This is a genomic window from Alcaligenes sp. PF14, from assembly GCF_037150615.1.
Lineage (GTDB): Bacteria > Pseudomonadota > Gammaproteobacteria > Burkholderiales > Burkholderiaceae_B > Alcaligenes > Alcaligenes phenolicus.
Genome location: NZ_JBAGRS010000003.1, coordinates 1 through 18,719 on the forward strand (window position 1 = coordinate 1; position 18,719 = coordinate 18,719).

General features: G+C 57.9%; 16 protein-coding genes and 1 pseudogene. 5 read left to right on the forward strand and 12 right to left on the reverse strand.

Features of this window, described 5'->3' with window-relative positions:
* From WFM49_RS07070 to WFM49_RS07105, 9 genes and pseudogenes are all read right to left on the reverse strand, one after another.
* Positions 1 to 3,426: autotransporter-associated beta strand repeat-containing protein (locus WFM49_RS07070; RefSeq protein ID WP_336972516.1), on the reverse strand; the 3,426-nt coding region annotated here is incomplete at its 3' end.
* A 75-nt stretch (positions 3,427 to 3,501) separates the two neighbouring features.
* Positions 3,502 to 3,621, reverse strand: a pseudogene (locus tag WFM49_RS18635) (ESPR domain-containing protein); the annotation flags it as partial.
* A gap of 272 nt (positions 3,622 to 3,893) precedes the next feature.
* Positions 3,894 to 5,099 carry a molybdopterin molybdotransferase MoeA gene (locus WFM49_RS07075; RefSeq protein ID WP_009463876.1) on the reverse strand — a complete coding sequence of 402 codons (1,206 nt, stop codon included), beginning with the start codon at positions 5,097 to 5,099 and terminating at the stop codon, positions 3,894 to 3,896.
* Between the two features lie 103 nt (positions 5,100 to 5,202).
* The gene (gene moaB, locus WFM49_RS07080; protein ID WP_336972519.1) at positions 5,203 to 5,745 is read right to left on the reverse strand and encodes a molybdenum cofactor biosynthesis protein B; all 543 of its coding nucleotides are present in this window, start codon (positions 5,743 to 5,745) and stop codon (positions 5,203 to 5,205) included.
* Positions 5,738 to 6,217 carry a molybdenum cofactor biosynthesis protein MoaE gene (locus tag WFM49_RS07085; protein ID WP_336972521.1) on the reverse strand — a complete coding sequence of 160 codons (480 nt, stop codon included), beginning with the start codon at positions 6,215 to 6,217 and terminating at the stop codon, positions 5,738 to 5,740. The genes moaB and WFM49_RS07085 overlap by 8 nt, the downstream gene beginning before the upstream one ends.
* 1 nt (position 6,218) lies before the next feature.
* The gene (gene moaD / locus WFM49_RS07090; protein ID WP_035271201.1) at positions 6,219 to 6,476 is read right to left on the reverse strand and encodes a molybdopterin converting factor subunit 1; all 258 of its coding nucleotides are present in this window, start codon (positions 6,474 to 6,476) and stop codon (positions 6,219 to 6,221) included.
* 19 nt (positions 6,477 to 6,495) lie between these two features.
* Entirely contained in the window at positions 6,496 to 6,999 is a 504-nt protein-coding gene (gene moaC, locus WFM49_RS07095) for a cyclic pyranopterin monophosphate synthase MoaC (RefSeq protein WP_336972525.1), read from the reverse strand.
* Positions 7,000 to 7,078: 79 nt separating this feature from the next.
* Entirely contained in the window at positions 7,079 to 7,717 is a 639-nt protein-coding gene (locus WFM49_RS07100; protein ID WP_250756727.1) for a response regulator transcription factor, read from the reverse strand.
* A complete protein-coding gene (locus tag WFM49_RS07105) occupies positions 7,710 to 9,680 on the reverse strand; it encodes a PAS domain S-box protein (protein WP_336972529.1) in 1,971 nt (656 codons plus the stop codon). Before WFM49_RS07105 ends, WFM49_RS07100 begins: the two co-directional genes overlap by 8 nt.
* A gap of 115 nt (positions 9,681 to 9,795) precedes the next feature.
* On the opposite strand from WFM49_RS07105, the gene WFM49_RS07110 reads away from it, so the two are divergent.
* The 5 genes from WFM49_RS07110 (at position 9,796) to WFM49_RS07130 (ending at position 15,376) form a co-directional block, all read left to right on the forward strand.
* The gene (locus WFM49_RS07110; protein WP_026485094.1) at positions 9,796 to 10,779 is read left to right on the forward strand and encodes a TRAP transporter substrate-binding protein; all 984 of its coding nucleotides are present in this window, start codon (positions 9,796 to 9,798) and stop codon (positions 10,777 to 10,779) included.
* A 119-nt stretch (positions 10,780 to 10,898) separates the two neighbouring features.
* Positions 10,899 to 11,534 (forward strand): TRAP transporter small permease, encoded by a 636-nt coding sequence (locus WFM49_RS07115; RefSeq protein ID WP_336972534.1) that lies wholly within the window; start codon positions 10,899 to 10,901, stop codon positions 11,532 to 11,534.
* Complete coding sequence (locus WFM49_RS07120; protein ID WP_022983420.1) at positions 11,531 to 12,856, forward strand: TRAP transporter large permease; 1,326 nt, start codon at positions 11,531 to 11,533, stop codon at positions 12,854 to 12,856. The genes WFM49_RS07115 and WFM49_RS07120 overlap by 4 nt, the downstream gene beginning before the upstream one ends.
* A gap of 334 nt (positions 12,857 to 13,190) precedes the next feature.
* The gene (locus WFM49_RS07125; RefSeq protein ID WP_009463866.1) at positions 13,191 to 13,700 is read left to right on the forward strand and encodes a peroxiredoxin; all 510 of its coding nucleotides are present in this window, start codon (positions 13,191 to 13,193) and stop codon (positions 13,698 to 13,700) included.
* Between the two features lie 167 nt (positions 13,701 to 13,867).
* Entirely contained in the window at positions 13,868 to 15,376 is a 1,509-nt protein-coding gene (locus tag WFM49_RS07130; protein ID WP_336972542.1) for an MFS transporter, read from the forward strand.
* Between the two features lie 101 nt (positions 15,377 to 15,477).
* Here WFM49_RS07130 and WFM49_RS07135 read toward each other — a convergent pair whose 3' ends face one another.
* The 3 genes from WFM49_RS07135 to bioB form a co-directional block, all read right to left on the reverse strand.
* Complete coding sequence (locus WFM49_RS07135; RefSeq protein WP_336972544.1) at positions 15,478 to 16,497, reverse strand: BMP family protein; 1,020 nt, start codon at positions 16,495 to 16,497, stop codon at positions 15,478 to 15,480.
* 164 nt (positions 16,498 to 16,661) lie between these two features.
* Positions 16,662 to 17,513: an EamA family transporter gene (locus WFM49_RS07140; protein ID WP_035271192.1), complete on the reverse strand. Its 852-nt coding sequence runs from the start codon at positions 17,511 to 17,513 to the stop codon at positions 16,662 to 16,664.
* A gap of 1 nt (position 17,514) precedes the next feature.
* Positions 17,515 to 18,531, reverse strand: a complete 1,017-nt coding sequence (bioB, locus tag WFM49_RS07145; RefSeq protein ID WP_336972546.1) for a biotin synthase BioB — start codon at positions 18,529 to 18,531, stop codon at positions 17,515 to 17,517.
* Between the last annotated feature and the right edge of the window lie 188 nt (positions 18,532 to 18,719).

Genomic DNA, 18,719 nt, shown 5'->3' on the forward strand with positions numbered 1-18,719 from the left:
GCGAGCAGTACTGAAGGAGTCTGCGGCGACCAGGGTGCCGCCCTGAAAACGTAACTCACCGCTGGCGGCGCCCAGGTTCGCGTCCTGGGACACTTCCAGGCGACCGTCGGCCAGTGTTGTGCCGCCTTCATAGTGGTTGGCGGTGTTGGACAGTCGCAGAGTGCCCGCGCCTTCTTTAACCAGCTTGCCGCTACCACTGATTTTTCCGTTCAGCCCCAGTACGGTGTTGTCTGCCACATCCAGATGAGCGGTTTGGCTCAGGGTGATCTGGCGGTTCATGTCAAAAGAGGCTGTGCTGGCGAGTTCGCCGCCCTGAAAGCTCAGTGCGCCGGAGCCTAAATTGCTGTCCTGGCTGACGACTAGTCGTCCTTCATGCAAGGTGGTGCCGCCTTGATAGCTATTATCGCCACTCAACACCATCGTACCGCCGCCCTTTTGATGGAGCGCACCCGTGCCCTCAATGGAGCCCGTCAGAGCCAGGGTGGCACCCGAGCTGACCGTAATGGTCTCTTGTTGGTCCAGCTCTATTTGGCGGGCGCTCGTAAAGGAGTTCGTGGCGTGCAAAGTCCCACCATGCAAGCGGATGCTGCCGCTGGCATCCCCTAGATTGGCGTCTTGCGCCACTTCCAGGGTGCCCTCATGAATGGCTGTGCCGCCCAGGTACTGGTTTTGACCGCTCAGACGTAGCGTGCCATTGCCTGTTTTCAGCAAGGCGCCTGTGCCGCTGAGTGTGCCACTCAAGTGCAGTTGTGACTGATCGGCTATGTTCCACTGTGCATCTTGCTTGAACTCGGCTGCGCGAGCCGAGTTAAAAGAGGCGCTTGTGGCCAGTACGCCGCCGTTAAAGAGCAGCCCCCCTTGGCCGTCTCCCAGGTTAGCGTCGCGATCAATGCTCACGGTGCCTTCCAACAGGTTCAGACCGCCGCTAAAGCTGTTGTCACCGCTTAGGGTCAGTGTGCCCGAGCCTAGCTTGGACAAGCTGCCCGAGCCGGCGAGTACGCCGTTCAGCCCCAGGTTTTTGTCGGCACGCACCTCGATTTGCCCTGTTTGCGCCAGCTGTACATCGCGTGAGCTATCAAACGTCTGTGTTGCGACCAGCGTGCCCCCGTTCAGCTTGAGTCCGCCTGTGGCATTCCCCAAGGCGGCATCGCGGGCGACATGCAGTTGCCCGCCTTGCAATTCAGTGCCGCCGCTATAGCTGTTCGCCGCGTTCAACTCCAGGATGCCTGCACCTTGCAGGATCAGGGCTCCGGTGCCCGAGACGATTTGGCTCAGGTGCAGAGTACCGCCAGAAGCAATATTGAACTGGCTGTCCTGATCCAATTGGACCAAGCGTCCCAGGTGGAGATCTTGTTGGGTGGCCAAGGTGCCGCCATCCATGATCAATTTGGACGTGGCACTGCCCAGGTTGTTGTTGTGTTTGATGCTCAGCGTGCCTTCGGAAACCCTTGTGTCGCCGCTGTAAAGATTGACTGCATTCAGCTCCAGGGTGCCTGTGCCTTGTTTGTGCACCGAGCCCGAGCCGGAAATGACCTGGTCAAAGCGGCCATTGGCGACTTGATCAAAGACCAGCTTGCCCAGGTTGGAGACTTGGCCAGAAATGGAGCTGGTGTTGCCGATCAGTGTGCCCGCTCGAATATAAGTATTACCGTAGGCGTTGGCGTTACCGCTCAAGCGCAGCGTGCCATCACCCGCTTTGATCAGATCGCCAGGCCCGGAGAGGGTGCCTTGCAAGTTGACACTTGTGTTTGTGGCCGTGTCTATTCTTCCTGCATTCGCAAGGGTGATGCTCCGCATGCTGTTAAACGAGCCAGTCGTCTTCAGCGAACCCCCTTGGAAAGTGAGGGTTGTGCTGCTGTCTCCCAGGTTGCCATCGTTTTGAACCTGCACCGTGCCAGCGTTCAGGATCGTGCCGCCCTCATAACTGTTTTGAGCGTTCAGCACGAGGATGCCATTTCCGCTTTTAGTCAGCGCCCCTGTACCGGATATGGTGTTGTTCAGGCCCAGTGTTGTGTTGGAGGCAACGTTGAATTCGCCAGCCTGATTGAGTGTGACCTTTCGGTTGCTGTCAAAAGAGGCCGTCGTGGCCAAGGTGGCTTGATTGAAAGACAGTGAGCCACTGGCTGCACCCAGATTTTCGTCGCGCTCGACCTCCAGGGTCCCGCCTGTCAGCACGGTGCCGCCGGTATACGTATTGATACCAGCGAGAACCAGGGTTCCTGGCCCGGCTTTGGTCAAGCTGCGGCCGTCCCAGTTCGTGGCGCTGTTGCCAGACTGGTCTTTCAGGTTTGTGGAAACCGTAAATTTGTCTGAAGCTTTGGCCAGGGTGAACGTGCCATGTGCCACCGTAGTGTTGGCATTCCAGCTAAGGATAGAGGCGGCCAGCAAGCGAGCGCTATCGTCGGACTTGGTAACTTGTACTGTCTTGTAATCCACCTTGTCGGGGGAGGTATCCACCACATTGATGGTTGAAAACTCGCCGTTAATGCCATCACTGGTCTGGATGAGAGTGCGCACGCTCTCGCCCACATTGGCGACATTGTTCAGCTCAAGTGTGACGCCTTGCCCGATCTTGAGCTGTTTGGCAGAGAGGGATTGGCCCGACTGCGCGACACCCAGGTCCAGGATGGTATTGCTCGCCAGCTCAAGGGTCTGATCAACGCTTAGCTGGGCCGATGAGTCTATCGCCAGAGTACTTCCTGAGCCCTGAACGCTCACACTGTTGACGAGGTTATGAAGGCCCGCTGTTTTATCTCCAAACTGCAAGGTGCCGCCGTTTACCTGCATATCACCGCTTAGCGTGCCTCTGATAAGCAGCGTGCCGCCTGAGACGGTGGTCTTGCCCTTGTAGTGCTGGCTGTCAGCCGTCAGGATGGTAACGCCGGCGAGTTGATTGATGTCATGCTGTCCCGAGCCGGGCAGGCTCACCAGTGGGCTTGCAAACAGATGGGTATCGGAAGTGTTGAAGTTGACGGTCCCCTTGCCCGATCCGAATTCAACACTGCCAGCCTCCAGGTAACCGGCGGCAACGGGCTCCGCTCCGGGAGCGGCACCGATAGTGAGCGTGCCCTGGCCTGTGGACTGGGCGCCCAGGATCATCTTGCTACCGTAAGTTTTCAGGCCGCCTGACTGCATCAGGTTGACTGCTCCCGTTCCAGCGTTGCCCACGGTTAGTACGGTGGGCTGGTGGGGGGCGGGTGGTTGTATGTGGTAGGAGGAGTTGAGCCCCGAGACGCTGATAGTGCCAATGCCGCTGATCTCATGGCCCAGGATGACGCTGCGACTCTCGTGGTAAGCGGTACCATAATTGACGGTTTCGATGCGTTGAGCACCCGTGCCAGTTTTGCCCACAAAGAGGTTTTGACGGTCCCACAAGATCTCTCCCGTGTGGAAGCTATCGGCATGTGCCTGACCTGACAGGGCCATGGCAAGCAGGGCTGCCCTGAGCGTATGGTGCAGCCATGTTGCTTGACGCTCCTGGATGGGCAGCCTTGTACCTGAGGATGTTGCTGATACCGTGCTTGATTGGCCCCGGCCTTTCCCATGCCCTTTAGCCAATTCACTGACGACCTGCCAAAGTCCGAGACGGCGATTAAAGATAAGGCGATAGGTGTGATTCATTGGCTGCTACCGGGGTGAGACATTGATAAGAAGGGATAGTCAGTGACAGCCAGAGTGAATGGCTGACCGACAGGCAGCCGGCCAGTATAGGTAAGAGCCGTTGAACGCTCAGAGGGGCAATGACAGGTAATTAAACGTGACGATGTCGCAGCAAAAAATGAAGCTGCCGGGCAGGCGGGCAAGAGCCTGGAACTGTTCGTTCAAGCAAAAAAAACCGCCCTGATCAGGGCGGTTTCTTATGGCAAGGCCAAAGCTTGGATCAGTGTCTGAAATTATGCCTGCCACTGGCTGTATTCATACAGACGCACAACGTCGCCGGGGGCAGTGTGGGTATCGGCAGGGAGGCGGGCCAGCGCCTGTGCCCAAGGCAAGGAGCTGATCACGCCTGAACCCTGATTATCGAAGGGGCGAACCAGCAGGCGGCCCTGCTCGTCGTTATCTACCTGAACACGAATGAACTCTTCGCGGTCACCTTCAAAGTGACGCTCGCCCTGCAGGATGCCGTAGCGTGTGGTGGGCAGGACTTGCTGGCGACCTTGCAGACGACGAATCAGGGGAGAGACCATCAAGGAGAACACGGCGTAGGACGACACCGGATTGCCGGGCAGGCACACCAGTGGTTTCTGATCAATGTAGGCCAGCGCCAGCGGCTTGCCGGGTTTCATGCGCACTTTCCACAGATCCAGCTGGCCGCCTATGCCTTCGATGGCAGGTTTCACAAAGTCTTTTTCACCGACCGAGACACCGCCTACGGTCAGCACTAGGTCGCAGCGTTGCAGCAGCTCTTTCAGGGCGTCCTGAATGGCTTCCAGCGTGTCCTTGGCATGAACCGCGTGGACTGTTTCAACCCCTAGCGCTTGCAGTTGTGCACGCAGCATGGGGGCGTTGGAGTTGTAGATCTGGCCGGCTTTCAAAGGCTGGCCGGCAGGGGTCAGCTCGTCGCCGGTGGTCAGAATACCGACGGTCAGCAGCGGGTAGACCTGCAGCTGAGCGTGGCCTTGCGCAGCCAGTTGGGCAATATGGGCCGCCGTCAGCTTGGTGCCTGTGGTGATCAGCACTTCACCAATGCGCATGTCCTCGCCTCGGCGGCGGATGTTCACACCAGCCTCGGGCATTTCCAGAATGCGCACACCTGCTTCGTCTTCCTGGCAGTTTTCCTGAATAACCACGGTATCCGCCCCGGGTGGCAACATGCTGCCGGTAAAGATACGGATCGCCATGTTCTCTTTCAGCGTTTCAGGAATATCGCCGGCATAGCAGCGCTGCTGAATGGGCAGTACCTTGCCGTCGGCAATGTCAGCCAGGCGCAGAGCATAGCCGTCCATGGCGCTATTGTCGGCGGGCGGCATGTCCAATTGCGCTTGAATATCCTGGGCCAGAATGCGTCCCAAAGCTTGCGACAAGTCGCAGGTTTCGGTTTGGGTGGGGACTTGCCCTGCCTGGGCCAGTCGCTGCTGAGCTACGTCAAATTCGATCATAGGTTTGGGGAAACTCGATAAAACTGGGTTCTGGTTTGGAGCGAGTGATGGCCGTGTGGTCGTCACCGTGCGTGCAAGCTGCTCTGTACCGTTGCATGTGGGGTCAAGCCTGGGCTGAAGGGGCGGGTGGCTCCAGATATTCCGAGGCAAAATTGCAGGGCCGATGTCGGCTGTCCAGCTGCTCTTTCAGGATCTTTTCCCAGGCCAGCTTGCAGGCGCCGCCCGAACCGGGAATGCAGAACAGCAAGGTACGGTTGGCCGTTCCTGCCAGCGCATCGGACTGCAGCGCCGAGGAGCCAATGTCCTGATAGGACAAGTAGCGGAATTGTTCTCCAAAGCCGGTAATGACCTGATCCAGCAAGGGGGTGACGGCCGCAATCGTGGATTTCTTGTGGCTGAAGCCGGTGCCGCCATTGCAGATGATGACGTGAATGTCAGGATCCACAATCCATTGGCTCAAGAGCGCACGGATAGCGTAAATATTGTCCTTGCTGATGGCGCGCTGTACGCAATGGTGACCGCTTTCCGTCAAGCTGGCGGCCAGGTAATCACCCGAGCTGTCCTCGTCGGGGCCCCGGCGGTCTGAAATCGTCAGAACAGCCGCGTTCAAACGTGCGGCGGGGCGGTCGGTCTTGGCTTTAGACATGCTTGTCGGTGTCCGCAGAGGTATTCCAGGAATCGGTTTTCTGGGCATCGCTGTCGCGCTGCTGTACCCAGAAACGCTTGCCGTCAGCCAGGGTTTCGCGCTTCCAGAAAGGGGCGCGGGTTTTCAGCACGTCCATGATGAATTCGCAGGCGCGAAAAGCGTCGCCACGGTGGGCACTGGTGACGCCAACATACACAATCTGCTCGGTCAGGTGCAACTCGCCCACGCGGTGTACGACCAGCGTATCCAGTATGGGCCAGCGTTGACGGGCCTGATCGCAAACCGCTTCAATCTCGCGCTCGCACATGCCGGGGTAGTGTTCCAGGAACAGGGATTCGGTGGCGGTGCCATCGGCCTGATCGCGCACATAGCCGGTAAATGTCACCATGGCACCGGCCTTGCCGCCAGCCGTGGCGCGCAGCTCCGCGTTCAGGGCCGCGACATCAAAGTCTTCAGTCTGGATGCGAACCATCTCAACCTCCGGTGACGGGCTCGAACACAGCCACTTCATCGCCGGGGCGGACAGGGTCGGTAGGCTTGGCGTGAAACTGGTTGACGGCCACATGCAGGCGGCCGGCCATATCGCTTAAATTCGGGTGGCGTTGCAGCAGGGCCTCGGTCCATTGCTGAACGGTGCCTTCCTGGGACCATTCCCAGTTTTCCTGGCGCTGGCCTGTGCGTTCGGCCACTTGGGCGAAGTACAGGACGCGCAATGTCAAAGGGCTTGTCATGCTATCTCCGTGAAAGGGCTTAGAGCTGGGTAGTCCAGGTCCCGCTTTTGCCGCCGGTTTTCTCCAGCAAACGGGTCTGTTCGATCACAATGCCTTTGTCGGCCGCTTTGCACATATCGTAAATGGTCAGGGCGGCAATGGAGCAGGCCGTCATGGCTTCCATCTCTACGCCGGTGGTGTAGCGGGTGCGGCAGGTGGCCAGCACGGCAATGGTGCCTGCTGCGGCGTCGCTTTCAAAATCAATGCCGACAAAATCCAGGGGCAGGCTGTGGCACATGGGAATCAGTTCGGCACAGCGCTTGGCGGCCAGTACACCGGCCACGCGTGCGGTGTTCAGCACTTCGCCCTTGGCATTGTGCTGAGCCGACAGCAACTGGTAAGCAGCGGGGCTCAAACGCACCACGGCGCGGGCCGTGGCCGAGCGGGAGGTGGCGGATTTGTGGCTGACATCGACCATCTGAACTTTCCCATCTTCATCCAGATGGGAAAGGTGCAAATCTGTGTTTTCGGTAGTGGTGCTCATGATCGCTCCGGGACCGGGCCTAGTGCGCGGTTCTAATTGTTTATGGTTGCATTATATACACCCGGCGCGGTGGCTCTGGCTAAGGCCCCGGCGGGTTGCGGTCTTCCCGCAAGCGGGCCGGGTCCAGCAGTCGGGCCAGTTCGATCAGGGTGCGAGCCTGCATTTTTTCAAGTGCCCGAGCGCGGTGCACTTCCACGGTGCGCATGGTGATGCTCAGGTCCTGGGCAATCTGCTTGTTCAGCCGTCCCTCCAGGGCCAGGGCCAGCACTTCGCGCTCGCGCTGCGACAGGGTGTCCAGCCGCTCTTCCAGTGCCTGTTCGTTGTCCCGTTCTTCCTGACTGGCCTCGTAGCTGCGCAGCACATCCAGTACCCGGTCCACCAGATCGTTATCGTTAAAGGGCTTTTCGATGAAATCCGCCGCGCCTTGTTTCAGCGCGGTCACGGCCAGCGGCAGGTCGCCGTGGCCGGTCAGGAAAATAACGGGCAGACGGGATTGGCGCTCGCGCAATTGCTCGAACACTTCCAGGCCGGACAGACCATCCATACGTATGTCGAGCAGGATGCAGCCCTGCGTTTCGGGGCTCAGGGCATTTAGAAAAGCCTCGCCGCTGTCCCAGAGTTCGGTGTTGACCTGACGGGTGGAGAACAGCCAGGACAGGGCATCGCGGATGGCCGGGTCGTCGTCCACGATGTGGACCAAAGGAGCGCGCTTAGTCATGTTCGATCAAGGGTAGGGAAAACAGGAAAGTGGCACCGTGGGGAACCCCGTTTTCAAACCAGAGTTTGCCATGGTGCAACTCCACGATGGAGCGGCAAATATTCAAGCCAATACCCAGACCTTGGGCTTTGGTGGTGGTAAAGGCCTGGAACACTTCTGCCATGATCGTTGCTGCCACGCCGGGGCCCTGGTCGGCCACCATCACCAGCACGACACCATTGCTGGCCTGCATGGTCACTTCCAGTACCCGGCGTTCTGGCTCCAGGCCCGACATGGCTTCGGCGGCATTGCGCAGCAGGTTGAAAATCAGTTGTTCCAGCAGTACCTTGTCGCCCATTACGGGCAGGCTTTCGGGGTGGGAGGGCACAATCAATTGAATCTGGTGATGGCGCAGACCTGCCTTGGCCATGGCCAGGGCGCCTTGCAAGGCATCGGGCAAATTCAGAGGGCTAAGCTGCGGATCGCGCTTGCGCACAAAGTCGTGAATGCGGTGGATGATTTGCCCTGCGCGGCGGGTTTGTTCCGCCAGGCTTTCCAGACCGCGACGCAGCTGTTTCGGGTCCAGCGGTTCATTACCCAGCAGGTTCAGGGAACCAGCCGCATAGCTGGCAATGGCCGAGAGCGGCTGGTTCAGCTCGTGGGCCAGTGTGGAGGCCATTTCACCCATGGTAATGAGCTTGGCCGTGTGGTGTAGCTGTTCGGATTGGGAACTGGCCAGGGCTTCGGCCTGCTTGCGCGAGCTGATATCGATGATGGAACTGATCCAGCCCACGTGCCGTTTTTGCGCGTCAATCAGCGGGGATTCAAAGACCTGCACATCGACACGTGAGCCGTCCGGGCGCTGGAACAGGGTGTCAAAAACTTGCACCGAGCGGGAGGATTTCAGTCGATCTCGACGCTCCAGTGTTTCATCCATCATTTCCGGCACCCACCAGGGCATGGGTGGGGCCAGACCAATAATTTCTTCGCTGCTGCGGCCCACCAGTTCGCAAAACGCCGGGTTCACATACAGCACCTTGCCGTCCAGATCGCGGGCGCGCATGCCAGTCACCATGGAGTTTTCGATTGCGCTGCGAAAGGCCTGCTCCTGCATCAGGGCCAGCTCGGCTTCACGGCGCTTGCGGGCGTAGTGATGTTGCATGGCCAGGTTCACCACAGCCAGCAGGGCCAGGCCCGCAATCACGGTCAGTAGCAAGGTGAAGGTGGGGATGTTCTTTTGCGGGTAAGGCGTCATCAGCAAACGCACACCGTGCAAGGGCGGGTCTACCGACATGGCGTAACGCAACTGGCTTTCGCCCGGCTCGCCTTTGGAGCGTGTGGCCAGCGTCTGGTCGCTTTGGTCGATCAGGGAGACGTGATATTGCTCGGCAATCCACCAGGGCACGTTTTCCATCAGGATGGTGGCCAGCGAAAAGGTGGCGCGCAAGGTGCCGACAATATCGTTGTCTTCGTAAATGGGAACCACCAGATCCAGCACGCTTTCCTGGTGTTCATTGGAGTAATAGGCCGGTAGCCAGGTGGACGTGCGCGGCGTGCTGACGTGGGCTGCAATCCGCGTATCAGCACCGGGCGGGCGCACCAGCAAGGTGGTGCCAAATCGATCCTGCACGGCCACTTTCAGCAGATCCGGGTGGATGGTCTTGAAGTGCTGTAATTGCGTCAGCGCGGTCTGGGTCGTGACGGGCTGGGACTGGACTTCAATTTCGCTGGCAATGCGGCTTAAATTGTTCTCGTGCGAGCGCAGCTGAAAGGACAGGGATTGCTCCACCCACAAGGCATTGCGTATCAGCTCGTTGGACTGCTCCTCATCCCGTTCCTTATTGACCGCCCAGGCAAACACGCCCATCAGCAGCACAATAATCAGGATGGCCAAAATAGGCACATAGGTGCTGATCGGGTAGGCCGCCAGAGTGCGCGAGGCCGCTTGGCGTATGAATCCGGACGGACGGGCAAGACGCATCATGACAAAAGGTTTCGGATTTCCACAATAGATAATTCGGGGCCGCTTTTTTAAGCTACACGCTTTCAAGCACATCAATCAATAAAACGTGTCGGCTCTTAACCGACCGGAGGCAAACATGAAAAAGACCCTTGTGGCCAGCTTGCTGGCGTCCGTATTCTTGTCCGCGCCTGTTCTGGCTAACCCCATGATCATCAAGTTCAGCCACGTTGTATCGCCAGATACACCTAAGGGCAAGGGTGCCGTGCGCTTCAAGGAACTGGCCGAAAAGTACACCGAGGGCAAGGTGGTTGTCGAGGTCTACCCGAACTCGCAACTGTACAAGGACAAGGAAGAACTGGAAGCCCTGCAACTGGGCGCCGTGCACATGCTGGCTCCGTCGCTGGCCAAGTTTGGCCCTCTGGGCGTACGCGAATTTGAAGTGTTCGACCTGCCTTTCATTTTTCAGAACCGTGAGGACCTGCGTAAGGTGACCGAAGGTCCTGTAGGCCGCATGTTGCTGGACAAGCTGGAGCCCAAGGGCATCAAGGGTCTGTCCTACTGGGATAACGGCTTCAAGGTCATGAGCGCCAACACGCCCCTGAAAAGCGTGGATGATTTCCTGGGTCTGAAGATGCGCATCCAGTCCTCCAAGGTTCTGGAAGCCCAGTTCAAGGCACTGGACGCTGTGCCTCAGGTGATGGCCTTCTCCGAGGTATACCAGGCTCTGCAAACAGGTGTGGTCGACGGCACCGAGAACCCGCCATCGAACATGTACACCCAGAAAATGCACGAAGTGCAAAAGCACGCCACCGTGTCCAACCACGGTTACCTGGGTTATGCCGTGATCGTAAACAAGAAGTTCTGGGAAGGTCTGCCTGACGATATTCGCCAAGGCATGGAAAAAGCCATGGAAGAAGCCACGGTTTACGCCAACGACATTGCTGAGCAAGAGAACAACGACTCCATGAAGGCCATGGAAGAGTCCGGCAAGACCCAGTTCTACCAACTGAGCGATGCCGAGCGTCAGGAATGGGTCAAGCAGCTGCGTCCCGTGCACAAGGAAATGGCTTCGCGTATCGGCCAGGACGTGATCGACGCCTTCTACAAGGCTACCGAATAAAGCCTGCTTCATCTGATTGTCTTGTACAGGTCTGATTCAGACCTGTTCTTCTTTTCTTCCCGCTACATGCTTGTGTCTGCCCGGCCCCCGGGCGGGCAGACTGTAGTCTGGAGCTACCCATGTTTTTACGATTTCTGGACCGCTTTGAGGAAATGTTCATCTCATTTCTGATGGTGGCGGCCGTAGTGATTATTTTTGTAGCGGTCTGCCAGCGCTACTCGGTCAGCCTGCTGGCGGAGCTGGTGTCCTGGTCGCGGGCTCAGGGTTATGAGTCCATTACCGCCATGGCCCGTTCTACCTATCGAAGCGTGGCCGGCGTCAACTTGCTCTGGGCACAGGAACTGTGCATTTACCTGTTTGTCTGGATGGCCAAATTCGGCGCCGCTTACGGCGTTCGTGTTGGTATCCACGTGGGTGTGGACGTGCTGGTGAACGCTGTGGGCCCACGCTGGCGTCATCTGCTGGTGGTGATTTCCCTGTTCGCCGGTGCCTTGTTCACAGCCATTGTTGCCTGGATTGGTGGCCGCTTTGTCTACGGCATTGCCCAGACTGCCCAGGTGACGGCTGACCTGGAAGTGCCGGTGTGGATTGTGTATCTGGCGGTGCCTGCGGGCTCCTTGCTGATGTGCTTCCGCTTCCTGCAAGCCTTGATGAACTTTATCCAGACGGGCCATTTGCCTCATCACGAGCCTGCGGCGGATCTGATCGCTGAAACAGAGCGCGGTGTGTCTGAATCCGAAGGAGCGCGCGCATGACCGCCCTGATTATTTTTGCCTTGCTGGCTATCCTGTTGCTGACAGGCATGCCGGTATCGATTGCCCTGGGTCTGACGGTGATGGGGTTCCTGTTCACCATGACCGAAGTTCCTATGGACAGTATTGCGCTCAAGCTGTTCACCGGGATCGAGAAGTTCGAGATCATGGCGATTCCGTTCTTCATCCTGGCCGGTAGCTTCCTCACGCATGGCGGGGTCGCACAACGCATGATTCGCTTTGCCGCTTCCATGGTCGGCCACTTGCCCGGCGGTATGGGTCTGGCTGCGGTGCTGGCTTGCGCCCTGTTTGCGTCTATCAGTGGTTCCTCGCCTGCCACGGTGGCGGCCATTGGTTCAATCATGATTCCGGCCATGGTCAAACAAGGCTACCCCGTGCAATTCGGGACCGGGATTGTGGCGACCTCCGGCGGTCTGGGCATCTTGCTGCCACCCTCGATTGTGATGGTGATGTATGCCGTGGCAACCAGCGGCATGATGGTTGAGGGTCCGGATGGGGTCAAAGTTGGTACGGCTTCTATTGGTCAGTTGTTTATTGCCGGTGTGGTTCCGGGTTTGATCCTGGCGTTTCTCCTGGGTGCCACGACCATGTTCCGCGCCTGGAAACTGGGCTACCCCCGTATGCCGCGTGCTTCCTACAAAGAACGCTGGCGCGCCTTCATGGACTCCATCTGGGGTCTGATGTTGATCGTTATCGTGATGGGCGGGATTTACTCCGGTGTGTTCACGCCTACCGAAGCAGCAGCTATCAGTGCGGTTTACGCCTTTGTGATTGCGGTCTGGGTCTACAAGGATGTGAAGCTGCGCGAGGTCAAACGTATCGTGCTGGAATCGGCAGCCATGAGTGCCATGCTGCTGTACATCATCACCAACGCGGTCATGTTCGCCTTCATTCTGACCTCCGAGCAGATTCCACAAGCCATTGCGGAATGGATTGTGTCGCAAGGCATGGGCCTGATCGCCTTCCTGCTGTTCGTGAACGTCCTGTTGCTGGTGATCGGTATGGTGATGGAGCCCTCGGGACTGATTCTGATCATGGCTCCCATCCTGTTTCCTGTCGCCATGAAGCTGGGCATGGACCCGGTTCACTTTGGCATCATGCTGGTGGTGAACATGGAGATTGGGCTGGCGACACCACCAGTGGGCTTGAACCTGTATGTGGCGTCCAGCATATCGAAGTTGGGCCTGACCGAAGTTACCAAGTCCACATTGCCTTGGTTGCTGACTGGTTTGGCCTTCCTGTTGATGATTACCTTCGTACCTGAAATTACGCTTTGGCTGCCCCGCATGATGGGATGGCTGTAGTAGTCCTGATCGCTATCCGCGAGCAGGGCAAGGTGAGCCCCTGATGTGGCAGTACGGCTTGATGCAAGCTGCGCAAGACGTGAATCACCTTGAAGGCCGGGCAAAAAGCCCGGCCTTTTTTTTGTCGCTGGGCCGTCCCAAGGCAAACACTCCCCCTCGGGGGGCAGCAAGCCGAAGGCGTAGCGTGGGGGCTTTTTTTGTGTCCAGACCCCGCGCGGTTTTGTAGCCCTGTGAAACGTACTGATAAGTGTTATTTGCTAAGACAGGCCAGTCTATTAGTATCATAGGTAGTTCGGGCCGCCATACTGGCGGTATTTATTCATACGGAGACCTTATGTCCATTTCAGTCGGTGCGCGCGTTCCAGACGCGACCCTTAGCGAGTACATTGAAACCGCCACAGAAAGCTGCCCTATGGGCCCCAACAACTTTCAGGTGGCTGATCTGGTTAAAGGCAAGAAAATTGCCGTGTTCGCCGTTCCTGGCGCTTTCACCCCCACCTGCTCCGAGCAGCACTTGCCTGGCTTTATTGCCAAGGCAGACGAGTTCAAGGCTGCCGGCGTAGACGAGATCTGGTGCGTGGCAGTGAACGATCCTTTCGTAATGGGCGCTTGGGGCAAGTCCCTGAACGTCAATGGCAAAGTACGTCTGCTGGCCGATGGCAGTGCTGTCTGGACCAAAGCATTGGGTCTGGAATTTGACCTGACGTCCAAAGGCCTGGGTGTGCGCTCCAAGCGTTTCTCTGCCTTGCTGGAAGACGGTGTTGTCAAACAATTGAACATTGATAACGACGGCGGCCTGCACACATCGGATGCAGACACCCTGTTGAAACAGGTAAAGTCGTAAGTATCTGATCCCCCGCCAGTCCGGCGTGGCGAGGGATAGAAGGATTACAAGGCGCTGGCGGCAAGCTGGCGCTTTTTTTTACCGTGCTCCTGTCGCAAAACCCAGGCCGGAATCTGGATGGTAGCGAGAGTTGGGGGCCGGTGCCGCGGTTTTTTTAGGATGTCTGGATGCTGTCATCGGTGGGTGCGTTTTCGTCCCTGTACTTTGCGACCCTGATGCTCTTGCTCAGCTCGGGCCTGTTCAATACCTTCATGGGGGTGCGCCTGACGGCCATCTCGGTGTCAGAGGTATGGATTGGCGGGCTGATTGCGGTGTATTACCTGGGCCTGGTATTTGGTGCTCGTATGGGTCACCGCCTGATCATGGGCGTGGGTCATATTCGGGCGTACGCCGCCAGTGCTGCTATTGTCACCATCTGTGTGCTGGTTCAGATTCTGGTTGATTCCATGTACGTCTGGCTGCTGCTGCGCTTTTTGGCGGGTGCGGCCATGGTGGTGCAGTTCATGGGGATTGAAAGCTGGCTGAACGAGCAAAGCGACAATAGTCAACGCGGCACCATTTTTGCCTTTTACATGGTGTTCTCCAGCCTGGGCACCGTGCTGGGGCAGTTGTCGCTGACTCTGTTTCCGCATCTGAATTACGAGCCGCTGGTATTTGTGGCGATCTGTTCGGCCTTCAGTCTGGTGCCGGTGGCGATTACCCGTCGCAGTCACCCACCCTTGCAAGTACCCGCGCCCATTAACGCACGCTATTACCTGGACCGCGTGCCCTTGTCCATGATGGTGCTGCTGGTCGCCGGTATGTTGACCGGGGCCTTTTATGGTCTGGCGCCCGTGTATGCGGTGCGCGTTCATCTAAGCAATGAGCAGGCTGCCTTGTTTGTCGCCGTGTCTGTGGCCGCCGGTGTGCTGGCCCAATGGCCGGTGGGTTGGCTGGCGGACCGCATGAATCGCGTCAAACTGATCCGCATTAACGCGATCTGTTTGCTGGCCTTGGCCATTCCGTTGTGGGGCTGGTTTGAGGCCCCGTTCTGGTTTCTGCTGATTTTTTCGGCGTTGTTCGGGATTCTGCAATTTACGCTGTACCCCTTGGGCGCGGCTTTCGCCAATGACAACGTGGATCCGGAGCGGCGAGTTGGCTTGAGCGCCATTTTGTATATGGTCTATGGCTTGGGGGCCTGTCTGGGGCCGCTGCTTGCCGGCGGCCTGATGTCTTATATTGGCAGCAATCTGTACTACATCTTCGTGGCAGCCTGTGGCTTGGCTTTGGTTCTGCTGGTCCGCCCGCAAAAGGTACTGGGTGATCACTTGAGCCAGGATGCGCCTACTACCTTTGTGCCTATGCCAGACAGCTTGCAAAGCTCGGCTGCGGCGGTGGCACTGGACCCACGGGTGGATATCAGCTCTGACGTGTCGCATGATCCGGTTTTCGAAGATCTGCCGCCAGTTGAAGAGCGGGTGCCCGCAACGACGGAAAGCACGGCTGCGGAGCGCAAGGCGGAAGATGAGGCTGCAGAGGCGACACTTGCCGAGGACGACAAACGGGCTGATTCTGTTGTTGGAAGCTCTGTGAATTCTGAAGGCTTGGACGCTTTTGGGAGCGCGGCAGATGTGGAAAGCTCGAGCGCTGAGAAAGACGCAGAGAAAGCACGTAAACCCTCAGATCCAGCCCCTTAGGTCGCCGCCAGAATCGAGCATGTTCTCATAGCGGTTTACGAGCATGATTCACTCATAAAAAAACCCAGGCCAAGCCTGGGTTTTTTATTTCTGCCCGGATCTTAAGTCTGGAACTCAGGCCCGTTGAATTCGGCCTCAACCTCAATCTTGCCAGCCAGAATATCCTGCTGTAGCGCTGCAATACGCTGGCGCACGGCATCCGGTGTGTCCGGGGCCATGATCAGGCGCACCGCATCCGGTTGCTGCAGGCCAACCTTGAAGATCTTGCCGGACTCGAACTTGTTTTCGCTCAGATCCTTGCAAGCTTCAAATACGCCAATGCCTACATCGGCCCAGGCGGAACCGACGAATACGTCGGGCTCACGGGCGACCCAGTCGATCACATTACCAATTTCTTTGATGCCCAGTTCACGGCAGGCCTGCGTTGTGCCGCTACGGCCTTTGTTCAGCATGGTGTAGATGATGTCTGCACCAGCTTTGGCCTGTGCCTGGGTGACCCGCGCGGCCAGCTCAATATCATCCTGGTTGCCGGAGAAGTTTGTCAGCAGCTTCACATCCGGATTGGCATGCTTGACGCCAGCGGCATAGGAAGCGCGGGCGCGCAAACCAGGGGGCACGCGTATGCCGGACTGGTGGGCCACCACGCCGGTCTTGGTCATCAGGGCGGCATAGGCACCGGCCAGCCAGGCTGACTCTTCCTGACGCACGTCATAGCTGCTCAGATTGCTGGCAGTGACGGCACCTTGCGTGATCACAAAGCGGGTATCCGGAAACTCCTTGGCAACGGCCAGGGCAGCATCGGTGTTCTGACCGCCGTGGGCGATCAGCAAGGCCGGTTTGTATTGTGTTGCCAGTTCGCGCAGAGCGGCAATTTGCGCCTGGGTTTCGTTAGCCACCTGATCTTGGTAGTGGCCGGTAATGGGCAACTGGTCCGTGGCCTTCTTGAAGCCCTGATAACCAGCTTGCATGAAGCCGTTGTCATCAATGTGGCCGCAGAACAGGGCGGCAACGACGGGTTTGTTGGCCGCCAGCACACTGCGGCCAAGCCAAGGGGCAGCCAGTGCGCTGGCTCCAGCGGAAGCGGCGGCCAGCAGTAACTGTCGACGGGTAAATCCGGTCATGATCATGTCTCCTGTGTAGTCTCCGACGTGGGCGTCGGTAAAAATCGTTTTTTTCTAATCTACAGGAGATGAAAAGCCGCGGTCCCCGAAGTTTTAAATGTCAAATATAAGAATTCTCGTATAGTGCGTTTACGCGGGCATGTATGAGACACGCCCGATATTGTTCACCGCGGAATCAAGGCCACGATAGCGCCAATCGCCAGGGCAACCCCCACCATATTGAGCGCGCTGAGCTTTTCCTTGAAGAAGCCCGCGCCGATGATGGCACCCATGGCAATCACACCAATATTCATGGCCGAGAACACCAGAGTGGGGTTCTCCGGGAAGATCTGGTGGGCGCGGATATAAAAGAAAATATTCCCGAAGTTCAGCAGGCCCAGCACCAGACCGGCTAATAGGCTGCCTTTGTGCCAGCTGGTGCGCTTGGCCAGCAGCCAGCACAGCATCAGCACACCGGCCAGCGAGAAGGACACCACCAGACTGCTGGAGAAAGCTGCACCGGCTTTGGAAAGCTGCTTGAACATGATGTCGATCACGCCATAGCCCAGCCACACAGCCAGCAGCATCAGGGCAGGATGCCCGGAGCCTGCTTCCTGGCTACTGGCCTGCCGCGGACGTATCAGCAGGCACAGCAAGGCAATCAGGGCCAGGGCGATGCCCAGCAGTTTCTGACCAGCCAGTTGCTCGCCAAACAAGAGAAAGGCCGCCAACAAGGGAATGAACAGGGACAGGCGCTGGGCAGCATCGCTCAGCACAATCCCGGCTTGCCGCACTGCCGCCGCCATGAACAGAAAGACGCTGGGCAAGAGCACACCCAAGGCAATCAGAATCCACCAGGGGGTAGCAGGATTCAGCAGGCTGCTGGGATGCGGTTGCAGCAATACCAGACTCAAGGTGACTGCCACGCCGTAGTTAACCATGATGGCCTGGGCGACATCGATCTGCCGCTGGCGAGCGACTTTCAGCAGAATGGAAACGGCAACACTGCACAGAATGCTGGCGATCAGAGTGAGCATGTTAGAGGGCCTCGACCATAGCGCGTGGACGGGTTTGTGCCAATGACAAAGGGGGTTCGGACAGCGTGGTTTTGGCCGCTTCCAGTTGCAGGCGGGCAAACAGATCCTGGTCCGCCACAAACTGCGGGTTGCCGGTAGTCAGCAATTGCTCGCCATAGAAAATGGAGTTGGCACCGGCCATAAAGCACAGGGCCTGGGTGCTGTCATCCATGGTTTCTCGTCCCGCCGACAGGCGTACGGCGCTGGTGGGCATCAGGATACGTGCAATGGCAATTGTGCGTACAAACTCGAAGGGGTCCAGATCATCGACCTGATCCAGCGGCGTGCCCGGTACTTTCACCAATTGGTTGATAGGCACGGACTCTGGGTAAGGGCGCATATTGGCCAGCTGAGCCAGCAGACCAGCACGCTCGCGACGGCTTTCACCCATGCCGATAATCCCGCCGCAGCAACTGTTCAAACCGGCTGCGCGTACGCGTTCCAGCGTGTCCAAGCGGTCCTGGTACGTGCGCGTGCTGATGATCTGGCCATAGAACTCGGGGGAAGTGTCCAGATTGTGGTTGTAGTAGTCCAGCCCGGCATCTTTCAGGCGTTGCGCCTGACCGTCTTTGAGCATGCCCAAGGTGACACAGGTTTCCAGCCCCATCGCTTTGACGGCGCTGACCATCTCAACTACCTGGTCCAACTGTTTTTCGGTAGGAGAGCGCCAGGCGGCACCCATGCAAAAACGCTGAGCACCCTGTGCCTGGGCGGCGCGGGCCGCTTCCAATACCTGTTCCAGGGGCATCAAGGGTTCAGGTTCCAGCTCGGTCTGGTATTTGGAGGATTGCGGGCAGTAGGAGCAATCTTCGGGACAGGCGCCTGTCTTGATGGAGAGCAGGCTGGAGAGCTGGATTTGATTGGCCGGGTGGTGCTGTCTATGTACGGTCTGCGCCTGGAACACGAGGTCCATAAAGGGCAGCTCGTAAAGCTCCATGATGCGACGAATCGTCCAGGGTGCGGGGGTATTTACAGACATGGCAGGCTACCTTATTCAGTGACGCAGCTATGCTAGGTTTTCTGCCTGTGAAAGACGACTCCTGGGGCTGGCAGGCTCCGGAGGCTTTTCTCGCTATGGGGCCTATTTCAGTAATTTTTAGAGGAAATTGTCGCTAACTTCGCTTAATTTCAATTATTGTGAGGGATACAAACTATTTCAAAGGCAGT